Annotated in this window: 28 protein-coding genes and 1 pseudogene; 13 read left to right on the forward strand and 16 right to left on the reverse strand. The window is 69.6% G+C overall.

Annotation, left to right across the window (positions count from 1 at the left end; translation table 11 throughout):
* The 10 genes and pseudogenes from H4W81_RS45770 to H4W81_RS45815 all read left to right on the forward strand — a co-directional run.
* A pseudogene (locus H4W81_RS45770) lies at positions 1 to 286 on the forward strand (hypothetical protein); the annotation flags it as partial.
* Positions 283 to 2,025: a carbamoyltransferase family protein gene (locus H4W81_RS45775; protein ID WP_318782538.1), complete on the forward strand. Its 1,743-nt coding sequence runs from the start codon at positions 283 to 285 to the stop codon at positions 2,023 to 2,025. The pseudogene H4W81_RS45770 and the gene H4W81_RS45775, both read left to right, overlap by 4 nt.
* On the forward strand, positions 2,022 to 3,077 hold the full coding sequence (locus tag H4W81_RS45780; protein ID WP_192781489.1) for a glycosyltransferase family protein: 1,056 nt from the start codon (positions 2,022 to 2,024) through the stop codon (positions 3,075 to 3,077). Before H4W81_RS45775 ends, H4W81_RS45780 begins: the two co-directional genes overlap by 4 nt.
* Before the next feature lie 99 nt (positions 3,078 to 3,176).
* Complete coding sequence (locus H4W81_RS45785; RefSeq protein ID WP_225960927.1) at positions 3,177 to 3,689, forward strand: P-loop NTPase family protein; 513 nt, start codon at positions 3,177 to 3,179, stop codon at positions 3,687 to 3,689.
* Between the two features lie 34 nt (positions 3,690 to 3,723).
* A complete protein-coding gene (locus tag H4W81_RS45790; protein ID WP_192781490.1) occupies positions 3,724 to 4,578 on the forward strand; it encodes a class I SAM-dependent methyltransferase in 855 nt (284 codons plus the stop codon).
* Positions 4,575 to 5,330 carry a phosphotransferase gene (locus H4W81_RS45795; protein ID WP_192781491.1) on the forward strand — a complete coding sequence of 252 codons (756 nt, stop codon included), beginning with the start codon at positions 4,575 to 4,577 and terminating at the stop codon, positions 5,328 to 5,330. The genes H4W81_RS45790 and H4W81_RS45795 overlap by 4 nt, the downstream gene beginning before the upstream one ends.
* Positions 5,327 to 5,974: a histidine phosphatase family protein gene (locus tag H4W81_RS45800; protein ID WP_192781492.1), complete on the forward strand. Its 648-nt coding sequence runs from the start codon at positions 5,327 to 5,329 to the stop codon at positions 5,972 to 5,974. Before H4W81_RS45795 ends, H4W81_RS45800 begins: the two co-directional genes overlap by 4 nt.
* Positions 5,971 to 6,813 carry an aminoglycoside phosphotransferase family protein gene (locus tag H4W81_RS45805; RefSeq protein ID WP_192781493.1) on the forward strand — a complete coding sequence of 281 codons (843 nt, stop codon included), beginning with the start codon at positions 5,971 to 5,973 and terminating at the stop codon, positions 6,811 to 6,813. Before H4W81_RS45800 ends, H4W81_RS45805 begins: the two co-directional genes overlap by 4 nt.
* Positions 6,814 to 6,827: 14 nt before the next feature.
* Entirely contained in the window at positions 6,828 to 7,832 is a 1,005-nt protein-coding gene (locus tag H4W81_RS45810) for an NAD-dependent epimerase/dehydratase family protein (protein WP_192781494.1), read from the forward strand.
* Between the two features lie 110 nt (positions 7,833 to 7,942).
* The gene (locus tag H4W81_RS45815) at positions 7,943 to 8,224 is read left to right on the forward strand and encodes a hypothetical protein (protein ID WP_192781495.1); all 282 of its coding nucleotides are present in this window, start codon (positions 7,943 to 7,945) and stop codon (positions 8,222 to 8,224) included.
* A 570-nt stretch (positions 8,225 to 8,794) separates the two neighbouring features.
* Here H4W81_RS45815 and H4W81_RS45820 read toward each other — a convergent pair.
* From H4W81_RS45820 to H4W81_RS45880, 13 genes are all read right to left on the reverse strand, one after another.
* Positions 8,795 to 9,271, reverse strand: a complete 477-nt coding sequence (locus tag H4W81_RS45820) for a hypothetical protein (protein ID WP_192781496.1) — start codon at positions 9,269 to 9,271, stop codon at positions 8,795 to 8,797.
* On the reverse strand, positions 9,271 to 9,597 hold the full coding sequence (locus tag H4W81_RS45825; RefSeq protein WP_192781497.1) for a hypothetical protein: 327 nt from the start codon (positions 9,595 to 9,597) through the stop codon (positions 9,271 to 9,273). Before H4W81_RS45825 ends, H4W81_RS45820 begins: the two co-directional genes overlap by 1 nt.
* Positions 9,598 to 9,664: 67 nt before the next feature.
* Complete coding sequence (locus tag H4W81_RS45830; protein ID WP_192781498.1) at positions 9,665 to 9,889, reverse strand: hypothetical protein; 225 nt, start codon at positions 9,887 to 9,889, stop codon at positions 9,665 to 9,667.
* Positions 9,890 to 10,009: 120 nt separating this feature from the next.
* Complete coding sequence (locus tag H4W81_RS45835; protein ID WP_192781499.1) at positions 10,010 to 10,417, reverse strand: hypothetical protein; 408 nt, start codon at positions 10,415 to 10,417, stop codon at positions 10,010 to 10,012.
* 10 nt (positions 10,418 to 10,427) lie between these two features.
* Positions 10,428 to 10,829 carry a hypothetical protein gene (locus tag H4W81_RS45840; RefSeq protein ID WP_192781500.1) on the reverse strand — a complete coding sequence of 134 codons (402 nt, stop codon included), beginning with the start codon at positions 10,827 to 10,829 and terminating at the stop codon, positions 10,428 to 10,430.
* Complete coding sequence (locus H4W81_RS45845; protein WP_192781501.1) at positions 10,826 to 12,079, reverse strand: tyrosine-type recombinase/integrase; 1,254 nt, start codon at positions 12,077 to 12,079, stop codon at positions 10,826 to 10,828. Before H4W81_RS45845 ends, H4W81_RS45840 begins: the two co-directional genes overlap by 4 nt.
* Positions 12,076 to 12,435: a hypothetical protein gene (locus tag H4W81_RS45850; RefSeq protein ID WP_192781502.1), complete on the reverse strand. Its 360-nt coding sequence runs from the start codon at positions 12,433 to 12,435 to the stop codon at positions 12,076 to 12,078. The genes H4W81_RS45845 and H4W81_RS45850 overlap by 4 nt, the downstream gene beginning before the upstream one ends.
* The gene (locus H4W81_RS45855) at positions 12,432 to 12,674 is read right to left on the reverse strand and encodes a hypothetical protein (protein WP_225960928.1); all 243 of its coding nucleotides are present in this window, start codon (positions 12,672 to 12,674) and stop codon (positions 12,432 to 12,434) included. Before H4W81_RS45855 ends, H4W81_RS45850 begins: the two co-directional genes overlap by 4 nt.
* A complete protein-coding gene (locus H4W81_RS45860; protein ID WP_192781503.1) occupies positions 12,671 to 12,850 on the reverse strand; it encodes a hypothetical protein in 180 nt (59 codons plus the stop codon). The genes H4W81_RS45855 and H4W81_RS45860 overlap by 4 nt, the downstream gene beginning before the upstream one ends.
* Positions 12,847 to 13,257, reverse strand: coding sequence for a hypothetical protein (locus tag H4W81_RS45865; protein WP_192781504.1), 411 nt, complete (start codon positions 13,255 to 13,257; stop codon positions 12,847 to 12,849). The genes H4W81_RS45860 and H4W81_RS45865 overlap by 4 nt, the downstream gene beginning before the upstream one ends.
* Positions 13,257 to 13,712 (reverse strand): hypothetical protein, encoded by a 456-nt coding sequence (locus H4W81_RS45870; protein WP_192781505.1) that lies wholly within the window; start codon positions 13,710 to 13,712, stop codon positions 13,257 to 13,259. The genes H4W81_RS45865 and H4W81_RS45870 overlap by 1 nt, the downstream gene beginning before the upstream one ends.
* Complete coding sequence (locus tag H4W81_RS45875; RefSeq protein ID WP_192781506.1) at positions 13,709 to 14,008, reverse strand: hypothetical protein; 300 nt, start codon at positions 14,006 to 14,008, stop codon at positions 13,709 to 13,711. The genes H4W81_RS45870 and H4W81_RS45875 overlap by 4 nt, the downstream gene beginning before the upstream one ends.
* The gene (locus H4W81_RS45880; RefSeq protein WP_192781507.1) at positions 14,005 to 14,511 is read right to left on the reverse strand and encodes a hypothetical protein; all 507 of its coding nucleotides are present in this window, start codon (positions 14,509 to 14,511) and stop codon (positions 14,005 to 14,007) included. Before H4W81_RS45880 ends, H4W81_RS45875 begins: the two co-directional genes overlap by 4 nt.
* Positions 14,512 to 14,699: 188 nt before the next feature.
* On the opposite strand from H4W81_RS45880, the gene H4W81_RS45885 reads away from it, so the two are divergent.
* Both H4W81_RS45885 and H4W81_RS45890 read left to right on the forward strand, forming a co-directional pair.
* A complete protein-coding gene (locus H4W81_RS45885) occupies positions 14,700 to 14,957 on the forward strand; it encodes a hypothetical protein (RefSeq protein ID WP_192781508.1) in 258 nt (85 codons plus the stop codon).
* Positions 14,954 to 15,265, forward strand: a complete 312-nt coding sequence (locus tag H4W81_RS45890) for a type II toxin-antitoxin system PemK/MazF family toxin (RefSeq protein ID WP_192781509.1) — start codon at positions 14,954 to 14,956, stop codon at positions 15,263 to 15,265. Before H4W81_RS45885 ends, H4W81_RS45890 begins: the two co-directional genes overlap by 4 nt.
* A gap of 60 nt (positions 15,266 to 15,325) precedes the next feature.
* Here the strand turns inward: H4W81_RS45890 and H4W81_RS45895 are convergent, their stop codons facing one another.
* From H4W81_RS45895 to H4W81_RS45905, 3 genes are all read right to left on the reverse strand, one after another.
* On the reverse strand, positions 15,326 to 15,880 hold the full coding sequence (locus H4W81_RS45895) for a hypothetical protein (RefSeq protein ID WP_192781510.1): 555 nt from the start codon (positions 15,878 to 15,880) through the stop codon (positions 15,326 to 15,328).
* A gap of 322 nt (positions 15,881 to 16,202) precedes the next feature.
* Positions 16,203 to 16,451 carry a hypothetical protein gene (locus tag H4W81_RS45900; RefSeq protein ID WP_192781511.1) on the reverse strand — a complete coding sequence of 83 codons (249 nt, stop codon included), beginning with the start codon at positions 16,449 to 16,451 and terminating at the stop codon, positions 16,203 to 16,205.
* Positions 16,448 to 18,028, reverse strand: a complete 1,581-nt coding sequence (locus H4W81_RS45905) for a hypothetical protein (protein WP_192781512.1) — start codon at positions 18,026 to 18,028, stop codon at positions 16,448 to 16,450. Before H4W81_RS45905 ends, H4W81_RS45900 begins: the two co-directional genes overlap by 4 nt.
* 347 nt (positions 18,029 to 18,375) lie before the next feature.
* Between H4W81_RS45905 and H4W81_RS45910 the strand changes: the two genes are divergently transcribed.
* Positions 18,376 to 18,795 carry a helix-turn-helix domain-containing protein gene (locus H4W81_RS45910; protein ID WP_192781513.1) on the forward strand — a complete coding sequence of 140 codons (420 nt, stop codon included), beginning with the start codon at positions 18,376 to 18,378 and terminating at the stop codon, positions 18,793 to 18,795.
* The last annotated feature ends 54 nt before the right edge of the window (positions 18,796 to 18,849 follow it).

The raw sequence follows: 18,849 nt of genomic DNA on the forward strand, positions 1-18,849 counted from the left end.
GGCCGCAGCCGCCGTCTGCGTCGGCCCGCCGAGCCCCATCATGCCGTCGCTGGCCACGCCCTGGGACGGCTTCGACGCGCTGCTGGTCGAGGTCCTGATGGGCCGCTCGGTCGGCCACCCGGGGTGGGACGCGATGGCCGGGGTGCTGGCCAGCTACCGGCAGTGGAAGAGCGGCGAGCGGACCCGCGCCCTGGATCGGGCCCACCAGATCGCCGGGCCGCTCGGCCAGGCGCTCCAGGCCTGGTACGAGGTCCTCCAGCAGCGTGCCGCGGAGGTGACCCGGTGAGCCCGCTGGAGCCCGCGCCAAGGGCCCGGCCGGACGTGGTGCTTGGTCTGTGCTCCTTCACCCACGATTCGGCCGCCGCGCTGCTGGTCGACGGTGAGCTCGTCGGCTTCGTCGAGGAGGAGCGGCTGTCGCAGGTCAAGCACACCCGCGCCTACCCCGAGCAGGCGGTCGCCTGGCTGCTGCAGGAGAGCGGGCTCACGGCCGAGCAGGTGGACACGGTCGCCTACAACTTCCACGGCCCGCGCTATCTGGCAGACCTGGCCACGCTGCCGGCGCTGCTGGCCCATCCTGCCTCCAGCGATCGCGCGCTGCCCCGCGCGGTCAGTTTCGCCAAGGTCGGCGTGCGGACCTTGCGCCGAGCCCGGGGCCTGAAGCGGCGCTTCCCGCACGCCCGCGTCCGGCCGCTTCAGCACCATCGCACCCACCAGATGTACGCCTTCGCCGCCTCCGGCTGGGAACGCGCGGCGGTCGTCATCGCCGACAGCCTCGGCGAGACCCAGACCACCACCATCGCCGCCGCACGCCTGGTCGAGCCTGGACGCCCCGCGCTGGGCACCGTGCTGGCGCTGCGTGATCCGGGCTCGCTCGGCTACGCCTACGGGGCGGTCACCGAGCACCTGGGGTGGCGGCGCGGCGATGAAGAGGGCACGGTGATGGCGCTGGCTGCCCTTGGCGACCCGGCACGCTTCCGTGCCCTGTTCGAGCGGATCATTCCGATCACGCCGAACGGGTTCGTCCTGCATCCGGCCTACTTCGCGCCGCGTGTGCTCTCGTCTGCCTACGCCCGGCTGCGGCCGCGCTTCGGCGCGGCTACCTGCCCGCGCCGCCGCCCACACGAGCCGATCACCGACGTGCACCGCGACCTGGCCGCCGCCCTACAGGAACGCACCGAGCAGGTCATGCTGCACCTGGCCCGGCTCGCCCGCGACCGCACCGGGGAGCGGCGGTTGTGCGTCGGCGGCGGGGTGGCCACCAACTGCGTCGCGATCGGCAAGATCATCGAAGCGGGCCTGTTCGAGGAGGTGTTCGTGCCGCCTGCGCCCGGCGACGCAGGCACCGCGATCGGCGCGGCCGCGGCCGCGCACATCGACGCGAGCGCCCGCCCGCTGGCGGGCATCGCCGGCGCCTGCTACCTGGGCCCGGATTTCGGCGGCCACCCGCTCGACCTGACCCCGTGGCCGTCCCTGGCAGAGAAACCCGTCGACGGCGACGCGGCGGACTTCCTGGCCGACCAGCTCGCCGCCGGGCTCATCGTCGGCTTGTTCCACGGCCGCATCGAGGCGGGCCCGCGCGCGCTAGGCAACCGGTCGATCCTCGCCTCGCCGCTGCAGCCGGACGTGGTCGCGCGGCTGAACGACTCGGTGAAGTTCCGCGAGCCGTTCCGGCCGTTCGCGCCCATGGTGCTGGCCGAGCACGCCGCCGACTACTTCACCCTCGGCCAGGACGCCCCGTTCATGTCGATGGCCTCCGGCGTGACCGACCTGGCCCGCACGGTGATCCCCACCGTGATCCACGCCAACGACACCGCCCGCCTGCAGACCGTCACCAAGGACGGCAACCCGTTCGTCCACGCCGTCCTGACCGCGTTCACCCGCCGTACCGGCGTCCCGGTCCTGATCAACACCTCCCTCAACGTCAAGGGCAAGCCGATCTGCGGCACCCCCGCCATGGCGCTGGACTGCCTGGCGACAAGCGGCCTGGACGCGCTGCTGCTGGACGGGCGGTGGATCACCAAGTGAAGATCGGCTACAGCTTCTGGGGGTTCATCGGCCCCGGCATCACCGACACGCCGGACGGCGGCCGCAGCCACCGCCGCCCCTTCGTCGACGGCATCCGCTCAGCAGGCCACGAGCTGGTGTTCCTCCAGCCCGACCGGGACCTGGCCGAAGCAGGCGACCCCGTCGCCACCCGCTATCTCTTCGACGCGGGCCTGCCCGACCTGGACGTGCTGTTCCTCGAATGGCGCTGGCCCATCCCCGACCGCAACACCACCCCGTGCGGCACGCCCGGCCACACCTGCGATCTGCACCGGCAGAGCGACCTGGTCGACCACTACACCCACGGCCTCGGGCTGCCGACGATCATCTGGGACAAGGACCGGCAACTGCCCGCGAACTCCCCGCTACGGCATCACCGCGGCGTCGTCGTCTGCGAAGCCGCCGTTGCCCCCACTCCCGGAGCGGCCACCCTGCTGTTCCCTGCGGACGATGCTGTGCTGGATGCGGCCGACCCCGCCGAGCTGGCCGCACGCAAGCGGCCGTATCCGCTGTGCTACGTAGGCAACCAGTACGACCGCGATGAGGCGTTCGAGGAGTTCTTCGTGCCCGCCGCGGCCCGCCTGCCCCATCGAGTCGCCGGGAAGTGGCCGAACACCAGCCGCTGGCCGCAGGTCTGTTTCCTGGGCCGCGTGCCCTTCGCCGAGGTCAGCCAGATCTACCACGAGAGCCTGGCCACCGTGCTGCTACTGCCCGACCGGTACGCCGTCACCGGGCAGATGACCCAGCGGATCTTCGAAGCCGTACTCGCGGGATGCCTGCCGCTCGCGCCAGCCACCATCGCGCACGCCACCGAGTTCGTGCCCGAGTCCTTGATCGTGAGCAGCGGCGCCGACGTCATCGCCAAGGCGCACGCGTTGTTCTCGCTCGCGGGTGGGCCCGTCCACCGCGAGCTGATCGGCGAGTGCCTGGCCAAGCTGGAGCTGTTCCGGCTCAGCCGCCAACTCCGCACCCTGGACCGCCTGCTGGCCGATCTCGCCGGCAGCAGCCGCGATCAGGTCGGAGCATGCTCATGACCACCTCGATCATCGCCTCGATCACCGTCTGGATGGATGCGGCACCGGGCAGCCGTTCCACCTCTCCTTCCACCCACCCCGCCACTATCGTGGAGAACCATGCAGATGAACCGGGTCGCTGTCGTCGGGTCGGGTGGAAGCGGCAAATCCCACCTGGCGCGCGAGCTCGGCCGTCTGCTGAACGCGCCGGTCACCCATTTGGACGCGGTCTTCTACGACGACGAGTGGAACGCGCTGCCACCGGAGAAGTTCGAGGCCGCCCAGCGCGAGCTCGTCGCGGCCCCGCGCTGGGTCATCGACGGCAACTACAACTCCTCCCTGCACGTCAGGTTGGAGGCGTGCGACACCGTGGTGATGATGGACGTCTCCACTCCGGCCGCGCTGTGGGGCATCCTGTCGCGGCAGGCACGGCACGGCGCCGGCCAGCACGCCCAGGGCGTCTACAACCGCATCCACTGGGGAGTTGTCCGCTACGTCACCTCCTACCGGCGGAAGATGCGACCCCAGGTCGTGGCGAAGATCCACCAGTACGCCGCCGGCAAGCAGGTGGTGTTCCTGACCAGCCGCGCCAAGACCAGGCGCTGGCTGGAGCAGCTGGCCGCCACCCGATAACCAGCCGAACCCACAGTCGCGGGGCGGGCTGCCCATGACCGTGAACGGCAACGCCTTCACCAACCCGGCCACGACCGCCGACCTGTACCGCGACGACACCCGGCTGGCCACCCGCACCTCCGCGCTGCACCAGGCCAAGACCTGCGGACGGCCCGTCGCCCAGGTGATCGCCGACCTCGCCCTGGAGCACCTCGGCGCACCCGCCGATGCCACCGTCGCCGACGTCGGCTGTGGCCGGGGCACCAGCAGCCGCGTCCTCATCGAACGGCTGCAGCCGCGCGCCCTGCTGCTGGTCGACGCCTCGGCGGCGATGCTGGCCGCCGCCCGAACCAGAGTCGAGCCCGCCTGGCCAGCCGCCGCCCGGACCGCAGTGGCTTACCTGCGCGCCGACTTTCACGCCCTCCCGCTCCCAGAGGCCTCCTGCGACCTCGTGGTGGCGGCCTTCTGCCTCTATCACGCCCCCGACCCCCGCCCGGTCATCGCCGAACTCGGCCGGACGCTCACGCCCGGCGGCACCGCGATCTTGGTGACCAAGTCCGCCGATAGCTACCACGCCCTCGACCAGCTGCTCGCCGCCACTGGCCTCGACCCTCGCGCGGCCGAGCGGCCCAGCCTGTACGCCAGCGCCCACAGCGGCAACCTGCCCGACCTGGTCGCGCCCATCATCCCCCTCATCCGCGTCGAGCATGAGCAGCACGAGTTCGTCTTCGCGGGCCTGGACCACGTGGCTGCCTATCTGGCCACCAACCCGAAGTACTGCCTACCGCCCCCGCTGGCCGGGCACCCGGACGCGATCGCCGCGGCGTTGCGCCGCCACACACCCGAGCGTCCCGTGACAGCCGTCTCCACGATCGCCTACGTGGTCGCCACCCGAGGACAGAGCGCATGACCCCCGGCGTGTTCACCAAGCGCTACCCGAGCAGCCAGGCAGCCAGCCAGGCGGCCGCCCATCATGCCTGGCTGGCCGAGCATGCCCAGCCGTTCCGGCTGCCGCCGATCCTGGCCGTGCACGCCTCCCGCATCGACTTCGGCTTCGTCGACGGCCGCCATGCCCAGGTCGGCGACACGCTCACGGTGGCCGCCGCCCTCGGCCGAGCGCACGCCGCGGCGTGGGCGAGCGACTTGCACCACGCGCGGCTGAACACCCCTCGCCCGTTGGCCAGCGGCCTTGACCTGGCCGACTTCGTAACCCCGCGCCTAGCAGCCCTGAACCGCCGCCAGCAGACCGGCCATGCCACCGCCCAGCAGGTCGTCGCGCTGCTGCCCCTGCTGAGCCCGCACCCGGCCGCCCCGGTCGCCTTTTACAAGGACACCAATCCCCGCAACGTGCTCATCGGCGCCCGCGGCGAACCGGTCGTGATCGACCTCGACGACCTCACGCTCGCGCCGTTCGGCTACGACCTGGCCAAGCTGCTCCTCACCCTGGCCATGAGCCACGGCCGTCTGCCGACCGGTACCTTCACCGCCGCGCTGGCCAGCTACAACCAGCCGCTCACCGCCGCCGACCTGACGCCGGTCACGCTCGCCCAGCTGCTCGACTACGCCGAGCTCCACCACCTGCTCACCCTGCCCTATTTGGGCCGGGGCGGTTACCGATATCCCTGGCCCGCCGTCCGTCCCGCTTCGGAGGATCTGCTGTGATCGTCACCGAACTGCTCTTCGTCCGGCACGGCCAGGCCCAATGCAACGCTGACGGCGTCGTCGGCGGCCCCCGTACCTGCACAGGCCTGACCGACCTCGGCCGCCGCCAGGTGACCCTGGCCGCCGACCGCCTGGCCGCAGCCCACCGCGCCCACCCCTTCACCCACCTGTACGCAGGGCCCCGCCAGCGGCTGCGCGAGAGCGGACAGATCCTCGCCGACGCGCTCGGCCTGCCGCTGATCATTGGCAACACGTTGGACGGCCCCCGGCACGGCGACGCGGACGGCAAGCCGTGGTACGAGGTCAAGACCGCGTTCCGCGGCGGCCCCCACGCCCACCCCGACCAGCCGTGGGCACCAGGCTCCGACACCTGGAACGGCTACCTCCAGCGAGCTGGCACCGTCGTGGCCAGCCTGATCCGCGACCACCAGGGGGCGCGGGTGCTGCTGGCCGCGCACGGCGAAACTGTCCTCGCCGCGCACACCCTCCTCCTGCACCTGCCGCCCGGCCTCACCGCGGGCTTCACCGTCGACCACGCCTCCATCACTCACTGGCAGCTGCACCGCAACCGCTTCAACGACGAGCGCTGGATGCTCCACTCCCACAACGACACCGCTCACCTGGCCGCCCTGGAGGCCTCGTGATCACCCTCGAGGACGACCTGCTCCCGCTCGCCCGCCAGCATCTCGGCCCGATCACTGTCTTAAGCCGTGCCGATCTGCCACCCCACCTGCGACTGCTGGAAGGCGCCGACGGGCAGCGCTACATCCTCAAGCACCACAGCAACCCCGACCGATTCGAGGCCGAGGCGCGCGCCTACAGCACGTGGGTGCCTGCCCTCGGCGAGCACGCTCCCCACCTGATCGCCGCCGAGCCGGCCAGCCGGTGCCTGCTGCTGACCGCCGTCCCCGGTCGGCGCGTCACCCAGCTGCCGGCCGGGTCACCGGCCGAGCGGCACGCTCACCACGCGGCCGGTCACGTCCTTCGGCTGCTCCACCAAGCCGCGCCCGGCCCGCACCCGAGCCCACAGGTCTCCTCCTACCTGGCCGAACGGATGCGCTGGTGGGCGGCCCGAGCCCACCTGGCCACCCTCATCACCGCCAGCGAGCTCCACGTGCTGCACCGCCGCGCCGACGTCCTCGCCGACACCACCGTCGACAGCGCGATCTGCCATCTGGACTACCAGCCACGCAACTGGATCTTCACCCCCGGCTGGGGCATGAGCGTGCTCGACTTCGAGCACACCCGGCTCGACGCACGCATCCGCGACTTCGCCCGGCTCCACCACCGCCACTGGCGACGCACACCCGCCCTGCGCGAGACGTTCTCCGACGGCTACGGCCACCACCCCACCCCCGACGAACAAGAGCTCCTCGATCGCTTCGACGCTCTGGAAGCCGTCACTGCACTGGTACGCGGCTACCAGAGCAACGATGCCGAACTCATGGCCCACGGCCGGTCGCTGCTCACCCACCTACGCTGACCCGGAGGATCCTCATGCACTCGACGGCCCCTCTCGCCATCGCCCGTGCCCTGCCGACGCGTGCCGTCGTCACCGGTGCCGCCGGATTCCTCGGCTCGCACCTGTGCCAGGCACTGCTGGCTCAGGGCGTCGACGTGGTTGGCGTCGACCGGCGCGACCCCGAAACCCACCGAACCGCCGCCCTCAACTTGGCCGCCATCCGGCACGACCCCCGCTTCATCTTCGTGACCGGCGACCTGCGCGCCTGCGCCATCGAACCGCTCCTGCCCGGCGCCGAAGTCGTCTTCCACCTCGCAGGCATCCCCGGCGTTCACCCCTCCTGGGGAGCCGACTTCGACGACTACGTGGCCTGCAACATCAGCGCCACCCAGCGCCTCATGCACGCCGTCACCCGTCTGCGCGTCCCCCGCCTTGTCGTCGCCTCCTCCTCCAGCGTGTACGGCTCCGCCAACGGTCGCCCCAGCAGCGAAACCGACCACCCCCGCCCCGCCTCGCCGTACGCGGTGACCAAGCTCGCCGAAGAACAACTGTGCCTCGCCCACGCGGCACGCCCCGAATGCGACACCACCGTGGTTGCCCTGCGCTACTTCACCGTCTACGGACCGCGCCAGCGAGAGGACATGTTCATCCAGCGACTCCTGACCGCCGCCACGACCGGCCAAGCCGTGACCCTCTACGGAAACGGCAAGCAGACACGCGACTTCACCTACGTCGACGACGCCATCGCAGCCACCATCGCCGCAGGCAGCGTCCGCTTGTCTCACTGCGTGATCAACGTCGGTGGTGGTGGCGGCACAGCGTTGCACGATGTCATCGACCAAGCTCAACGGCTCACTCACCGGAAGATCTCCCTCAAATCCGAAAACGCGCGCAGCGGAGACGTAGCCGCTACCTGCGCCGACACGACCACAGCGCAGGGGACGCTGGGTTGGACACCGGCGACACGCCTCGAAGAGGGCATGAGCGCACAGTTGAACTGGATGGCCTCTCGGCGCAGCGCTTCCATCGCACGGGTTTAGGACAGCCGCTTACGGTCTTCGGGCTCCTTCGCCAGGGGCAGGTGTGGCGGCGTTCGTGGCACTTCAGGCCAGTCGTAGGATCGGCGCACAAACCGTGCCGACCTGGGGGAATGATGGCTGACTTCGACCTGCCTTCTGATCTGGTGGAGCTCAAGCGGGAGTGGTTCGCAGTCGATGACCACTGCCGGAAGCTCGCCGGCGCGCTGCCTTCCAACGTGGCCGTGCTGGAGGGAAAGGCCGAACGCGATATGGAGGGTGAGGCAGCTCTGGCCGAGGCACGGGCCGAGCGGCTGCGGATCTTGGAACAGATCAACTCTCACCCGTGGTGGGAGGAGAAGGCGTCGGACCGGCATCAAGCGTGGATAGCGTTGGCCAAGGCCGCGCGGTCCTGACGTAACTCATTCCGGGGTGAAACGAGTTCGTCGATGTGGAGCGGGGGGCTTGTCATGCCCGCTCAGCATCGACTATGCGGGTCACAACAAGATCAACGCCGTTTGGGGCCTATGACAGCGTTCTTACCTGCACCCCGTGAAGGGAGACGCAGGGCGGGCAACGGCTCCCGATGGGTTCTTGAGCCGCTACCCGCCGCATCGCGTCTATCCCTGTCCAGCTCGCGGCGAAGGGTGGCCTGCCTCGTCGCAGGGCGAGCCTCGCCGGTGAGCCGTTCCCACACCGGGACAGCACAACAGGCCTTACCGTAAGGGCACATCGGACTATCCGTCACGGTTGGTTACGGCGTGTCGCCCTGGGAAGGCATCGTGCCGCCCCCCCGTTTCGTTCGGATGAGGACAGTCATGGTGTGCCATCTCGGCGGCGGTGCCGCCATGGCCGGCAGGTCTTCATCGGCCGACATGCTGAGCCCGTCCGCCTCGAGGTAGCCGATGGAAGTCCAGAAGTGATGTCACGCGGGTCCGTTCCGATCGGAGCCAGGTAGAGGCTGCCACCGGTCATCAGGATCGCGGCTACGGTAGCCACTCCGTCCGGTGGTCGAGCCAGTCGAACCGGTACGGCGCGGCCATCATGCGCAGCGTTCGGCACGGGTAGCTGGCCGACCTGCACTCCCGGCAGTTCAACACCCGTGACGGAGCATGACCGTGGCCGTCGAAGATGATGAGTTCGATGGGCCCGTGCCAGCTCATCAGCGCGACGTCGGCCTCGGTGCGGTGGCCGACGAACGCCGGGTCGCCGGGGCGGGAAGCGTGGTGGCTGATCGCCTCGCGCAGCCACCGCGTGAACGCCGCAGCGGAGTCGATGACGTCGGCGGCCAGCGCGGGCACCTCGTAGACAGTGCCATGCTCGCGGCAGGATCGGCACTCGCCGTAACGAGGCCACTCGGCTTGCTCGGGCGGCCCCCACGAGGCAGGCGTGACGGGGATCTGGTCGAGGGGGTCGCTGGTGTACCAGGAGCAGAACCGGCCGCCGTGCTGAACGAAAGGCATCAGCGGAGACCCCCTCTCGCGGCGAGCCGCTCCGCGACCACACGCTGGATATCCTCCAGCCCGCCGACGTCGACGGCCGCCACAGCGCGGCAGGGTTCAGCATCCAGGGGCGCCTCGTTCCAGCCGTATCCGCACGAGGAGCAGCGGCGGAACATCCGCTCCGGCTGGGGGCCATCGACGCGCACGGCGGGATTCCACGGCAGGAAGATGGCGTCGCGCGCTGGCCGGTGCTCGGTGGTCGCGCCGCTCGCTCCGCACTTCGGGCAGTCGACGTCAGGGCCGCTGTAGGGCGGCAAGGTCGAGGCGCCAGCAGGGGGTTGGGTCATGCTCTGCTTCCTCTCCACGGTGGGAGAGGAAGCTAGGACATTCTGTTGCTAACGTCGCATCCGCAGGTCAGGGCATGGGGACGGGCGTGCACGGCTCGTCGGCTGCGTCTTCGAACAGGCGCATGCATGCCCTGCAGTTCACGGTGAGCACGTCGATCTCCGTGCCTGCTGGCAGCTCGATCGCAGGCGCCTCGCCGAGGGCAGCGTTCGCGAGCATGTCCTGGATTTGCTCGGTGGATACCTGGAGGACGGTGGACGCCTGCCACTGATGCGTGGTCGTGTTTTCGGTCATGGGCAGCGATCCTGCACACCTGCGGGGCTTTACGTCCACGCCTGATGGCCGAGGGTGGTCATGGCCCCGGGACGTCATTGGATCGGCCGGTCGTGGGCCCTGTGGTGCTAGCGGTCCGGGTCATCGGCCTTGCTCGGGGTTCGTGCCCGGCTGGAACGTGACCGGATCGCCTTGGCGGTGATTCTTCGCGCCAAGCCACAACGCAACCGCGGAATCAGAAGGTGCACTCTGCTGCAGGCTGGTGTAACGGCGGCGGAGCCCGCCGAGCTTGCCAGCCTCGAACAGCTCCGCGCATGGACCGCAGGCGTAGAAACGGTCTCCGGACACGACGGCCATGCCCTGGATCAGCCCGGGGTGGACGATCTCGAACTCCTCGACGGGGAAGTAGACGACGGCCGGATCGGCGGAGCAGAAGTCGCACACGGGCGTCTCTGTGGACAGACCGATGTCGATCACCTGGTCGCCGTCTTTGACGCCCGCGAAGGGCACGGTGTCGAAGAGGTTCGGCGGCTGGCTGTCGCTCGTCATGGCGTCAACTCTATTCCTCGCTCGGGTCGGGGAACGCCCGGCCCAGATCATCGAGGGCCTCGCCGAGGTGATGAAGCGAGCCACGAAGCATCATGACCGCGCCCATCAGCGCCAGCTCGTTCTCTCCCCCGGAGTCGCCGGCCACGAGAGCAGACAGGTCCTTGGGGGCCTCCACCGCAGCTTGGAAGCGCATGGCCGCATCCTGCACGAGGTGCAGAATGCGGCTGTCGACCGCTGCTTTCAGCGCCTGGCGGGCGCCTTCATAGTCGTCGGTCACAGTGAGCCTGGCCGGGTCAGCGTCGACGGCTGCTTCGGCGCACGCTTCGGCGTAGTCGATGAGGGAGTGCCACGCGGCCGCCGCTGCCTTGAACGCGGGGTCGTAGATCGGGTCGCCTGGAGGAAAGCGGGTCATGATCTCGATCCTTCGTCCGCCGTAGAAGTGTTCGGGCTGAGCCGCGATGCTTCAGTCTGTCGCCTGCTGGTCCCCTTGTCCCGCGTTCGTATGACTCCCGGCAACGGAGCAGGTTCCGGGGTGCGCAGCCGGTCGACGGCATCTCGGCGGGTACGTTCCGGGCGCCGGTCGTAGCGGGCGGTCGTGCTCGGCGAGGCATGCCCAGCGAGCGCCTGCGCCGTGGCCAGGTCGACGCCGGCGTCGAGGAGTTCGCCGATGAACGTGCGCCGCATGTCGTGCGCGGCCTGCGGCGCGATCCCGGCCTGCTCGCTGCGCGCAGCGAGAATGTCGCTGACGGACTGCCCGTCCTTCATGTGGGCGATCCGGCCCTGCTTGTCGCGCCGGATGTGTCCGCCACGCGGCGTGAACGGCGTGAACAAGCCGCCCGGGTCGCGGCCGCGGACCGTCAGCCAGGCTTCGACGCGGCCGACCGTGGAGGAGTTGATGTAGACGAGCCGTTCCTTGTCACCCTTGCCGCGCACCTTCAGGGATCGTGCGGCCGGGTCGTAGTCGGCGAGGGCGAGCCCGGCCAGCTCGGCGCGGCGCACGCCGGAGCCGTATAGGACGGCGATGACTGCCGCGTCTCGCAGTGCCCGCCTGCGCCGTTCCTCGCGCCGTGCTTGGTCGCGGGGGTCCTCGTCGTCGGACTCGGGCAGTACGGCGTCAGCGTCGCATTCGGCGAGCAGCGCGCCGACGCGCTCGATCGGCACGTGCTCGCCGGCCGGGAGCCGCTTGCCTTTGAACGGGTCGAGCCGCTGGGCGCGGTCGCGGTCTTCGGCGCTGATCAGGCCGAGCCGCCAAGCCTGGTCGAGGACCTGGCGGAGCGCGACCAGGTGCTTGTTGCGGTGAGCGGGCGACCACGGCTTGAGGGTGCCGTCCTCCTGCCGGGTGGCCTGCTTGGCGATGATCGCGCGGACTTGGATGGTGTGCTCGTAGCGGAGCAGGTGCCACGGGAAGCCCTGCCCGGTGATGGCGAGCACGGCCTGGTCGACCTCGCCCGTCTCGGGGTCGACTCCGTTCGGGTCGTGCCCGGTGAGGATGCGGGCGATCCGGTCGAGGCAGCCGCGCATGGTGCGCTTCGACTCGGCCGCGTCGAGGGTGGCGAGGTAGGCGAGATAGGGGTCCTTGAGCGGGTCAGCGGCCACCACCACGGCGGGCAGCGCGTCAACGCCGTCCACCGTGGTGATCGTCTGGGGCAGTGCGTCGCTCATGCGGTCCAGGGCCTCAGCCGAAACGTCATCCGGAGCAGGTAGCGGCGCCTCTGCTGCTCCCACGTGGGGGCGGGGTCAGCGGGGCTGATGTCGATCGCAGGCTGGTCGGAGTGCTTCCAGCCGAGCGCGTCCACCGTGGCGATCGCCTGCTCGGCGACCTCGTACAGGCTGCGGCGGGCCACGCTGCCGCCCTGCCTCTCGTCTGCTTCGCTGGCCCAGGCGTTCCCCGAGATGGTGATCTCCGAGCTGGGGAGGCGCACCGTCCAGCCGACGCGTTCCAGACCGGTCGAGAGCGCGTCGACGAGATGCTTCAGCTCGGTAGGTTCGCCTGGATACTGCCAGTCGGCGGCGCTCATGAAAGGCTTCCTTCGGTCATGAGCAGGTCGGTGTCGACGGGCTCAACGTGGGTGAGCGAGACACAGCCCGCGACGTCCTCCAGCCACACAACGGCGGTGTGGCCGCCGAGGAGCTGGGCGGTGGACCGGGTCCGGCTGGTCTTGCCTTCCCCCTCGCGGTAGCCGCTCCAGTAGCGGACAGGCGTGCCCACCAGCACGGCGGCGTTCCAGCCGTCGATGTTGTACGGCATACCGTTCACGGTTTCCTCCAGTTTGACCGCATGCTCTTGCCGAAGGCGAGCGCCCGTTCGATCTCTCGAAGGTCGAACTTCAGATCGCCCCGGAATGGGTCGCACGTCAGCCGGAAGGTCAGCCAGAATCGTTGGGCCTGGAGACGCATGCGTAGCCAGTCGCCGCCGTTGGTGGAGGTGTTCATTCGTCTCTCGCCTCGACCTGCCCGGAGAGGATGAGCGCGGCGGGGTGGCTGGGGTCGAGCTGCTGGTAGGCGGCCGCGATCCGCTCGACGACCTCACAATCGGTGTCGGGCGACATCCGCAGGGCGACAGCGTTGATGATGTGGGTAGCTTCGGCGCACTCGGCGATCACGTAGTGGGAGCCGAGGCGCTCGTACATGCCCGGCGCGGGAAGGCGGACGGAAACGCTCTGCCCGCCGGTGTAGACGCGGCTGTAGGGGTCGGTGGAAGGAAGGGTGAGCCGCCACGTGTAAGAGCTGGTTTCCGTCTCCGAACTCCGTTGCCACTCGGAGGAGGCGTCGAGATGGGCGATGATCTCATCGCGACTGGCGGTGGGCTGGATCAGGTTGACTGCAGGGATCGTGGTCATCAGGCGATCTCCCATCCGCCGTCGAGCTGCTTGAGCCACTGGTGGTATTCGAGGTCGGCGTACGTCTTCCGCCACGTGTCGGACTTGGCTTCCCATTCGGCGGGCTTCAGGCCTGTGTCGATGGTGCCCAGCACGGTCGACCTGTCCTTGTCGGTAGCGCTGAACTTCAGCTTGATCGTCTCGGCCAGCGGGTCTCGCCACGTCTCGCCGCCAGCCGATCCGGCCGCGGCCAAGGCGACGAACGCTTCGGGCTTGACTGGCCAGAACGCGCCGTGCCCGTCCTTCACGATCCAGTCGCCGAAGTCGGCCTTGACCCGCCCACCGGGTGTGTAGATCGACAGGCCATCCACCTGGCCGTCAGCGCCGTACCAGGGCTTGGACGCGGCCCACTCCCACAGGAGGTGGCCGTTTTCGGGGGTGAGAAGGCAGGCTTCGGCGATCTCGCGGGGGCTCATCGGGGGTTCCCTCCTGCCGCTTCGGCGAGTTGGTTCCATTCGGCCTGCTCGGCGAGGACCAGCGTCTCCATCTCGCCGTCCTCCAGCCACGGGTAGGCGGGCAGGAGGAGAGAGCGGCGAGACAGGTCCCGCATGAGGACACTGGCAGCCCATGTCTCGCCCCTCTCACGGAGGAGCTTCTTCGAGCGGGCGGCTGCCTCCGGGTCGACGAAGCGAGAACGCGCCGCCAGGGTGCGGCCCAGGGCGGCGAGTTCAGCGAGACGCTCGGGCGTCAGGGTGGTGTGCAGGTGGTTCACCGGGTCACGTCCTGCCCGGTGGCGATGCCGTAGAGGGTCGTCATCGCGGGGTACGGCCAGGCGATGTCCCGCCGGCGGGTGGTTTCGACGATCTCGACCAGGCGGCGGATCGCCTCGTTGGGCGTGTTGGCGGGCAGGCCGAGGGTGACCGCGTTGATGCTGTACGCAGCTTCGGCGCACATCACCTTGTCCTCGCCGTCGTAGGTCGGGTTGTCGTCGGCCGGGACGAAGACGCGGTAGGTGCCGTCTTCTCCGTCGTGGCGGTAGATGAAGGTGTTGTTGGTGGACGCGGTGCGCTTCCAGTCGGGGCTGGCGTCGAGGTGGGCGGTCAGGGTGGCGTGGTCCGCGTCGAGCGGCACGAGGCCGACCGTGTGAGGGGCGAGGCCGGGGTCGGCGACGAGAGCGTGAGGGGCGAGCGCCTTCTCTCGCGCCTGTGCCAGCGCGGCGGGCTGAACCGGGATCTGCTCGACCGGGGTGGGCGAGCCGCTGTCGCGTAAGTACATGTTCGGGTCCTTCCATGCGTCCTGGGGTTTTTGCGCCCGCCCCGGAGGCCGCAGGTCCTCGGTGGGGTTGAGCGCTCCATGATCGTATCGGTTTTATCTGTGGGAAGCGACATTCCCGGTGTTAAAAATCGAGAGCAGTATTCGCTATCCTCCCACTCGGAGTAATACCGCGCGGCTATACTCCTCGTATGGCTAAGTCGAAGACATCCCTGAGCATCGCTCCCTGGATCCTGGAAGCGGTGCGCAAGCACGCCGAAGAGAACGGGATCAGCGTGAGCACCGTCCTGGAGCGCGGCGCGCTTCGCGAGATCGCCGCCTCCCACGACGCCGCCGCCCGCGCCGCGGTGTACGGCGCCGGCGCGGCCGCCACCCAGGAGGCCGACGAGCGAGTTGTCGCCGAGGACCTCTCGCGGGCCGCCGACGAGCACCGCGGTGAGGCCGCGTGAGCCACCGCTTCGGCGAGTTGTGGACCGTCCAGCTCGGCGACCGCGAAGAAGTCCGACTGGTCGTGACCGGCGACTTCTACCACACGCTCTACAACGACAACGTGCTCACCGCGCACGTCGAGGCCGCCGACCTGGCGCACACCCTGACCGCGTTCGTGGTCGACGTTGGCGAAGGCCGGGCCGCGATGATCGACCGCATCAGCACCGTGGCGGCCGTCCGGCTCAAGAGCAAGGTGGGCGACCTACCAGAAGCGCAGCTCGCCGCCGTTCGCGGGATGCTCGGCACGATCTTCTCCATCACCGGATGAGCCGCCTCGCCGAGGACCTGCGATCTCCGTCCTGACCCCGGCGGCCCAGCACCCCGGGAGTCAGGCGGGCCGAGTACCCGAGGAGGTCACCTGGTAGCGGGGGGTGTCATAGAGCACGACCACGCCGTCCACACCGGAGGGCGCCGAGACCCGCATGATGACCCCCTTACGCTCAACAACTCTCAGCAGCTGCCCCACGCGCAGCATCAGCTGCGGTGTCAGCACCTCGGGCGCCATCGCGGCCAAGCGCTCAACGATGTCGGGCTGAGTGAAGGCTTCGCCCCGGAACCCCTCGACAACCCTGAGGAACGCGGCCTCGTCGATGACCGCTTCCACCTTTCCCCGGTCCAGCTGCTCGGCGAGCTCGGCGTCTCGCGTCCCCGTGACATTGCAATACCCGCATCCATGCTCGGTGCCCGGCACCAGAGAGATACGCGTCTGCCCCAGGCATATCGAGCACTGGTTTGTCTCGATGGCGTGGAGCTGAGCCGCAGAGCGGTCGAGGAGCGGCTGCCCGCAGAAGCAGGAGTAAGAGCGGAAGCGCCCCTCCATGAGCTCGCCCATCGTGGCGCCCTTCGGGAGCGGTTCGTCCCATGTGCTGCTGATCGCGTGCATCCGGCCAGTATGCCTCCCTGGACCTTGCAACCGAGCCAGCCCCTGAGAGCCGTTCTGCCGGGCGCTTCCCCCTTCTGGCCCCAGGGCATCAGGGGAGGCGAGTTCGTCGACTAGCGTCCACTACACAGAGATCATTTACGGCGTTGCGGCCCGCGTGAACGCCTCGGACCGATCCAAAGGCGTCCATAAGGTTCGGCCCCGCCCCCGACGCGGGAGAGAGAGTTCCCGCACACCCTGCGAGGGCGAGGCCGAGTGCTTGCGCCGCCACCCCCCTGAGCGAGGGTCGGGGATGCGCTTCCCCAAAGGCGGCGGCGCAAGCCGTCTAGGGAGCGGCCGCCGTACGGGCGGCGGCCTGCATCTGCTCCATGTGCTCGGCGTAGGCCGCCCACAGTTCGGAGCCGTCGAACACGTGCTGATCGTCGAGCTGGCCGCACGCGCAGTAGGCGCGATACACGTCCCGGCCGGCCAATGCCGACGCGATCGGGTCGAGGTCTCGGCCAGGCCGGTGGGCCTGCTGGTCGAGGAGCGGGTCTAGCCACCAGGCGGGCCACACGGCCGCGCGGCCGATCACCAGTCCTGCCTGACGCTGATAGCCGGCTCCGTCGACAAGACCGCCGAGAAAGGGCCGCGATCCTGGCCGGGCTCTCCGCCAGAGGCCACGCCTTGGAGCGTGAGCGGTTCGGGTTCGTCTCCGTTGGGCGTGCCGCCCGAGGTGGTGTCGTCGGGGCCGGGGTGGGTCGGTCCGCTGTCGGGCGGGGTACTGGTTGGGGCGGTCGTGGGCTCCCTGGTGGGCTCCGAGGTCGGGGTCGGCTCGCCGCTCGGCGTCTGGCTCGGGCTCGGGCTCGGGCTCGGTGCCGGTGTGGGCTCGCTGCTCGGCGTAGGTTGCGGTGTCGGGCTGTCGGTGGGTGCCGGGGTCGGGTCGCTCGTGGGCGGCGGGGGCGGCTGCTCGCTCGGGGCGGGCTTCGGCTCCTGCGTGGGCAGGCTGGTGGGCTGGTCTGATGGGGCCGGGGTCGGCTCCTTCGTGGGGGCGCTCGTCGGAGTCTCCTGCGGCGTGGTCGGCTGCTGCGTCGGCTGCATGGTCGACGGCTGCGTGGTCGGCATCGCCACGCTGGTCACGGTGGGAACCGGCTTCGTGGTGGCGGTCGAGGTCGTCGTGGGCGCCGTGGTGGGTGACGACAGCCGGGTCGCCGATGCGGTCGGTACCGTCTGCGTCGGCTGGGGGGTGGCGGCGATGGGGGAAGGCGTGCTCGGCAGGGCTGACGCGTCCGGCTCGGCGGGGAACCCGCCAGTCGCGGTGGGGTCCGCGGTGGGGTACGGCAGCGCCGGGGGTCCGGCCGGTGGCAGGTCGTCCTCGATCGGCGTGTGTGAGGACGGTTCGCCTGCGGGGGTGGTCTTGTCCTGCCAGCCGAGCGCCATGGCGAGGGGCTTGGCCGCCTGGCCCACGGCGTCCTCGACGGCCAGCACGGCAGGCGCGCCGGCACCCGCGCCCACCGTGGCGATGGCGACGGTCGCGGCTGGTGCTGAGACGCCGGTGGCGGCCTGGACGGTGATGACGGCGCCGCTCATGAACTTCCCGACCGCCGTGGCGACGGGACCCGCGGCATGCGCGCTTCCGCTCCCGGCCGAGGCGGCTCCGAAGCTGGTCGCGCCGACGCCTCCCAGCGATTCCATGCCAGGCAGGGGCATGAGGGCGCCGTTGCTCATGAGCGCGGTCTGCACGGCCGTGGTGTAGCTGTCGACGACGGCGCGCACCGCGACGTAGGCGGGGATGGCGGCGGCGGCCGTCCCGGCGAGCCAGGTGCGAAGGCGTCGGAAGACGATGGACAGGCGGGCCGCAGAAGTGTGAGCCCTTCGCGCGTCTTGAGCTGCGGGGGCGAAGTCGAGGACGTTCCCGCTCGGGTCGCGCGCGTACTCCGCGACCGGCTGGTCGAGAAACGCCGCGCGGTGCTGCTCTTCGGCCGCAGCGTACATCTGGATGATGTTGTTGACGTGCTCGGCGGGCATGGTGTGCTCGTGGGCCCAGGTGCGGGACTTCTTCACGCGGACGCCGATACGGTCGAACGGCATCCGCTGAACCTTGGCCATCCGGTAGACCGCGAGGTCCTTCAGGTGCCGGTAGACCAGCATCCGCGAGTTGTGCTCCTCCATCTCGCGGTCTTCCGCTTGGCGGACGACTTCATAGAAGGCGAGACCCTCGTTCGGCTGAGGCTCGTTCTGGATTTGCTCGAGCGCTTCCTCATACAGATCAGCCGAAAGCTTCAGGAACAGCTCGCGACTTTCGGGGGAGAGATCCTCGATCAACAGGTAGCTCCGGACATGCGTGAACTGTCGGGGTACACGGGGAAGCGCGGTGGCATATGTCGGTTGCCACCTTGGAGTGCATGATCCTTGTGGTTTGCTGGGACTTCTGTCAACTGCTGAGAGCCAGGTTGCCTCTGGTGTGTACTCTTGGCTCCCAAATGGACGCATAGCGGTATCCGAAGGGAGGCTCAAGGGTGGCGACTCTGGCCGAGAGGCTGGCAGAGGCGTTGCAGGAAAGGGGGTATTCCGATCGCGGCGCAGCTCGGGAGTTACGTCGACGCGGAGCGTCGATCACGCACGCCTACATTGGGCAACTGCGCAAGGGCGACAAGACCAACCCGTCGCTGGAGCACCTGCAGGCGCTAGCCGATCTGCTCGGCACGAGCATCGACTGGCTGACCGGCCGGGACTCGGTCCCAGAGACGGAGGACGGCGAGGGCGAACGGCAGCAGCGTGAGGACGTACGGCGGGGCCTGGAGGAGCTCGGCGTGACGAACATCGCGCAGAGGATGAATGGCTTGTCACCGTTGTCGCTGTCTGCGGTTGCGCAGATGGTGGAGGCGATGCGCGCGGCCGAATCCCTTGACGAGGAAGACGATTTCGAGAACCTCTGACACGAACCTGACTGGAAGGGCGGGTAGTCTGTCCGGGCCCTGCCCCGGAAAGGT

It is taken from the genome of Nonomuraea africana (assembly GCF_014873535.1).
In the GTDB taxonomy this organism is placed as follows: Bacteria; Actinomycetota; Actinomycetes; order Streptosporangiales; family Streptosporangiaceae; genus Nonomuraea; species Nonomuraea africana.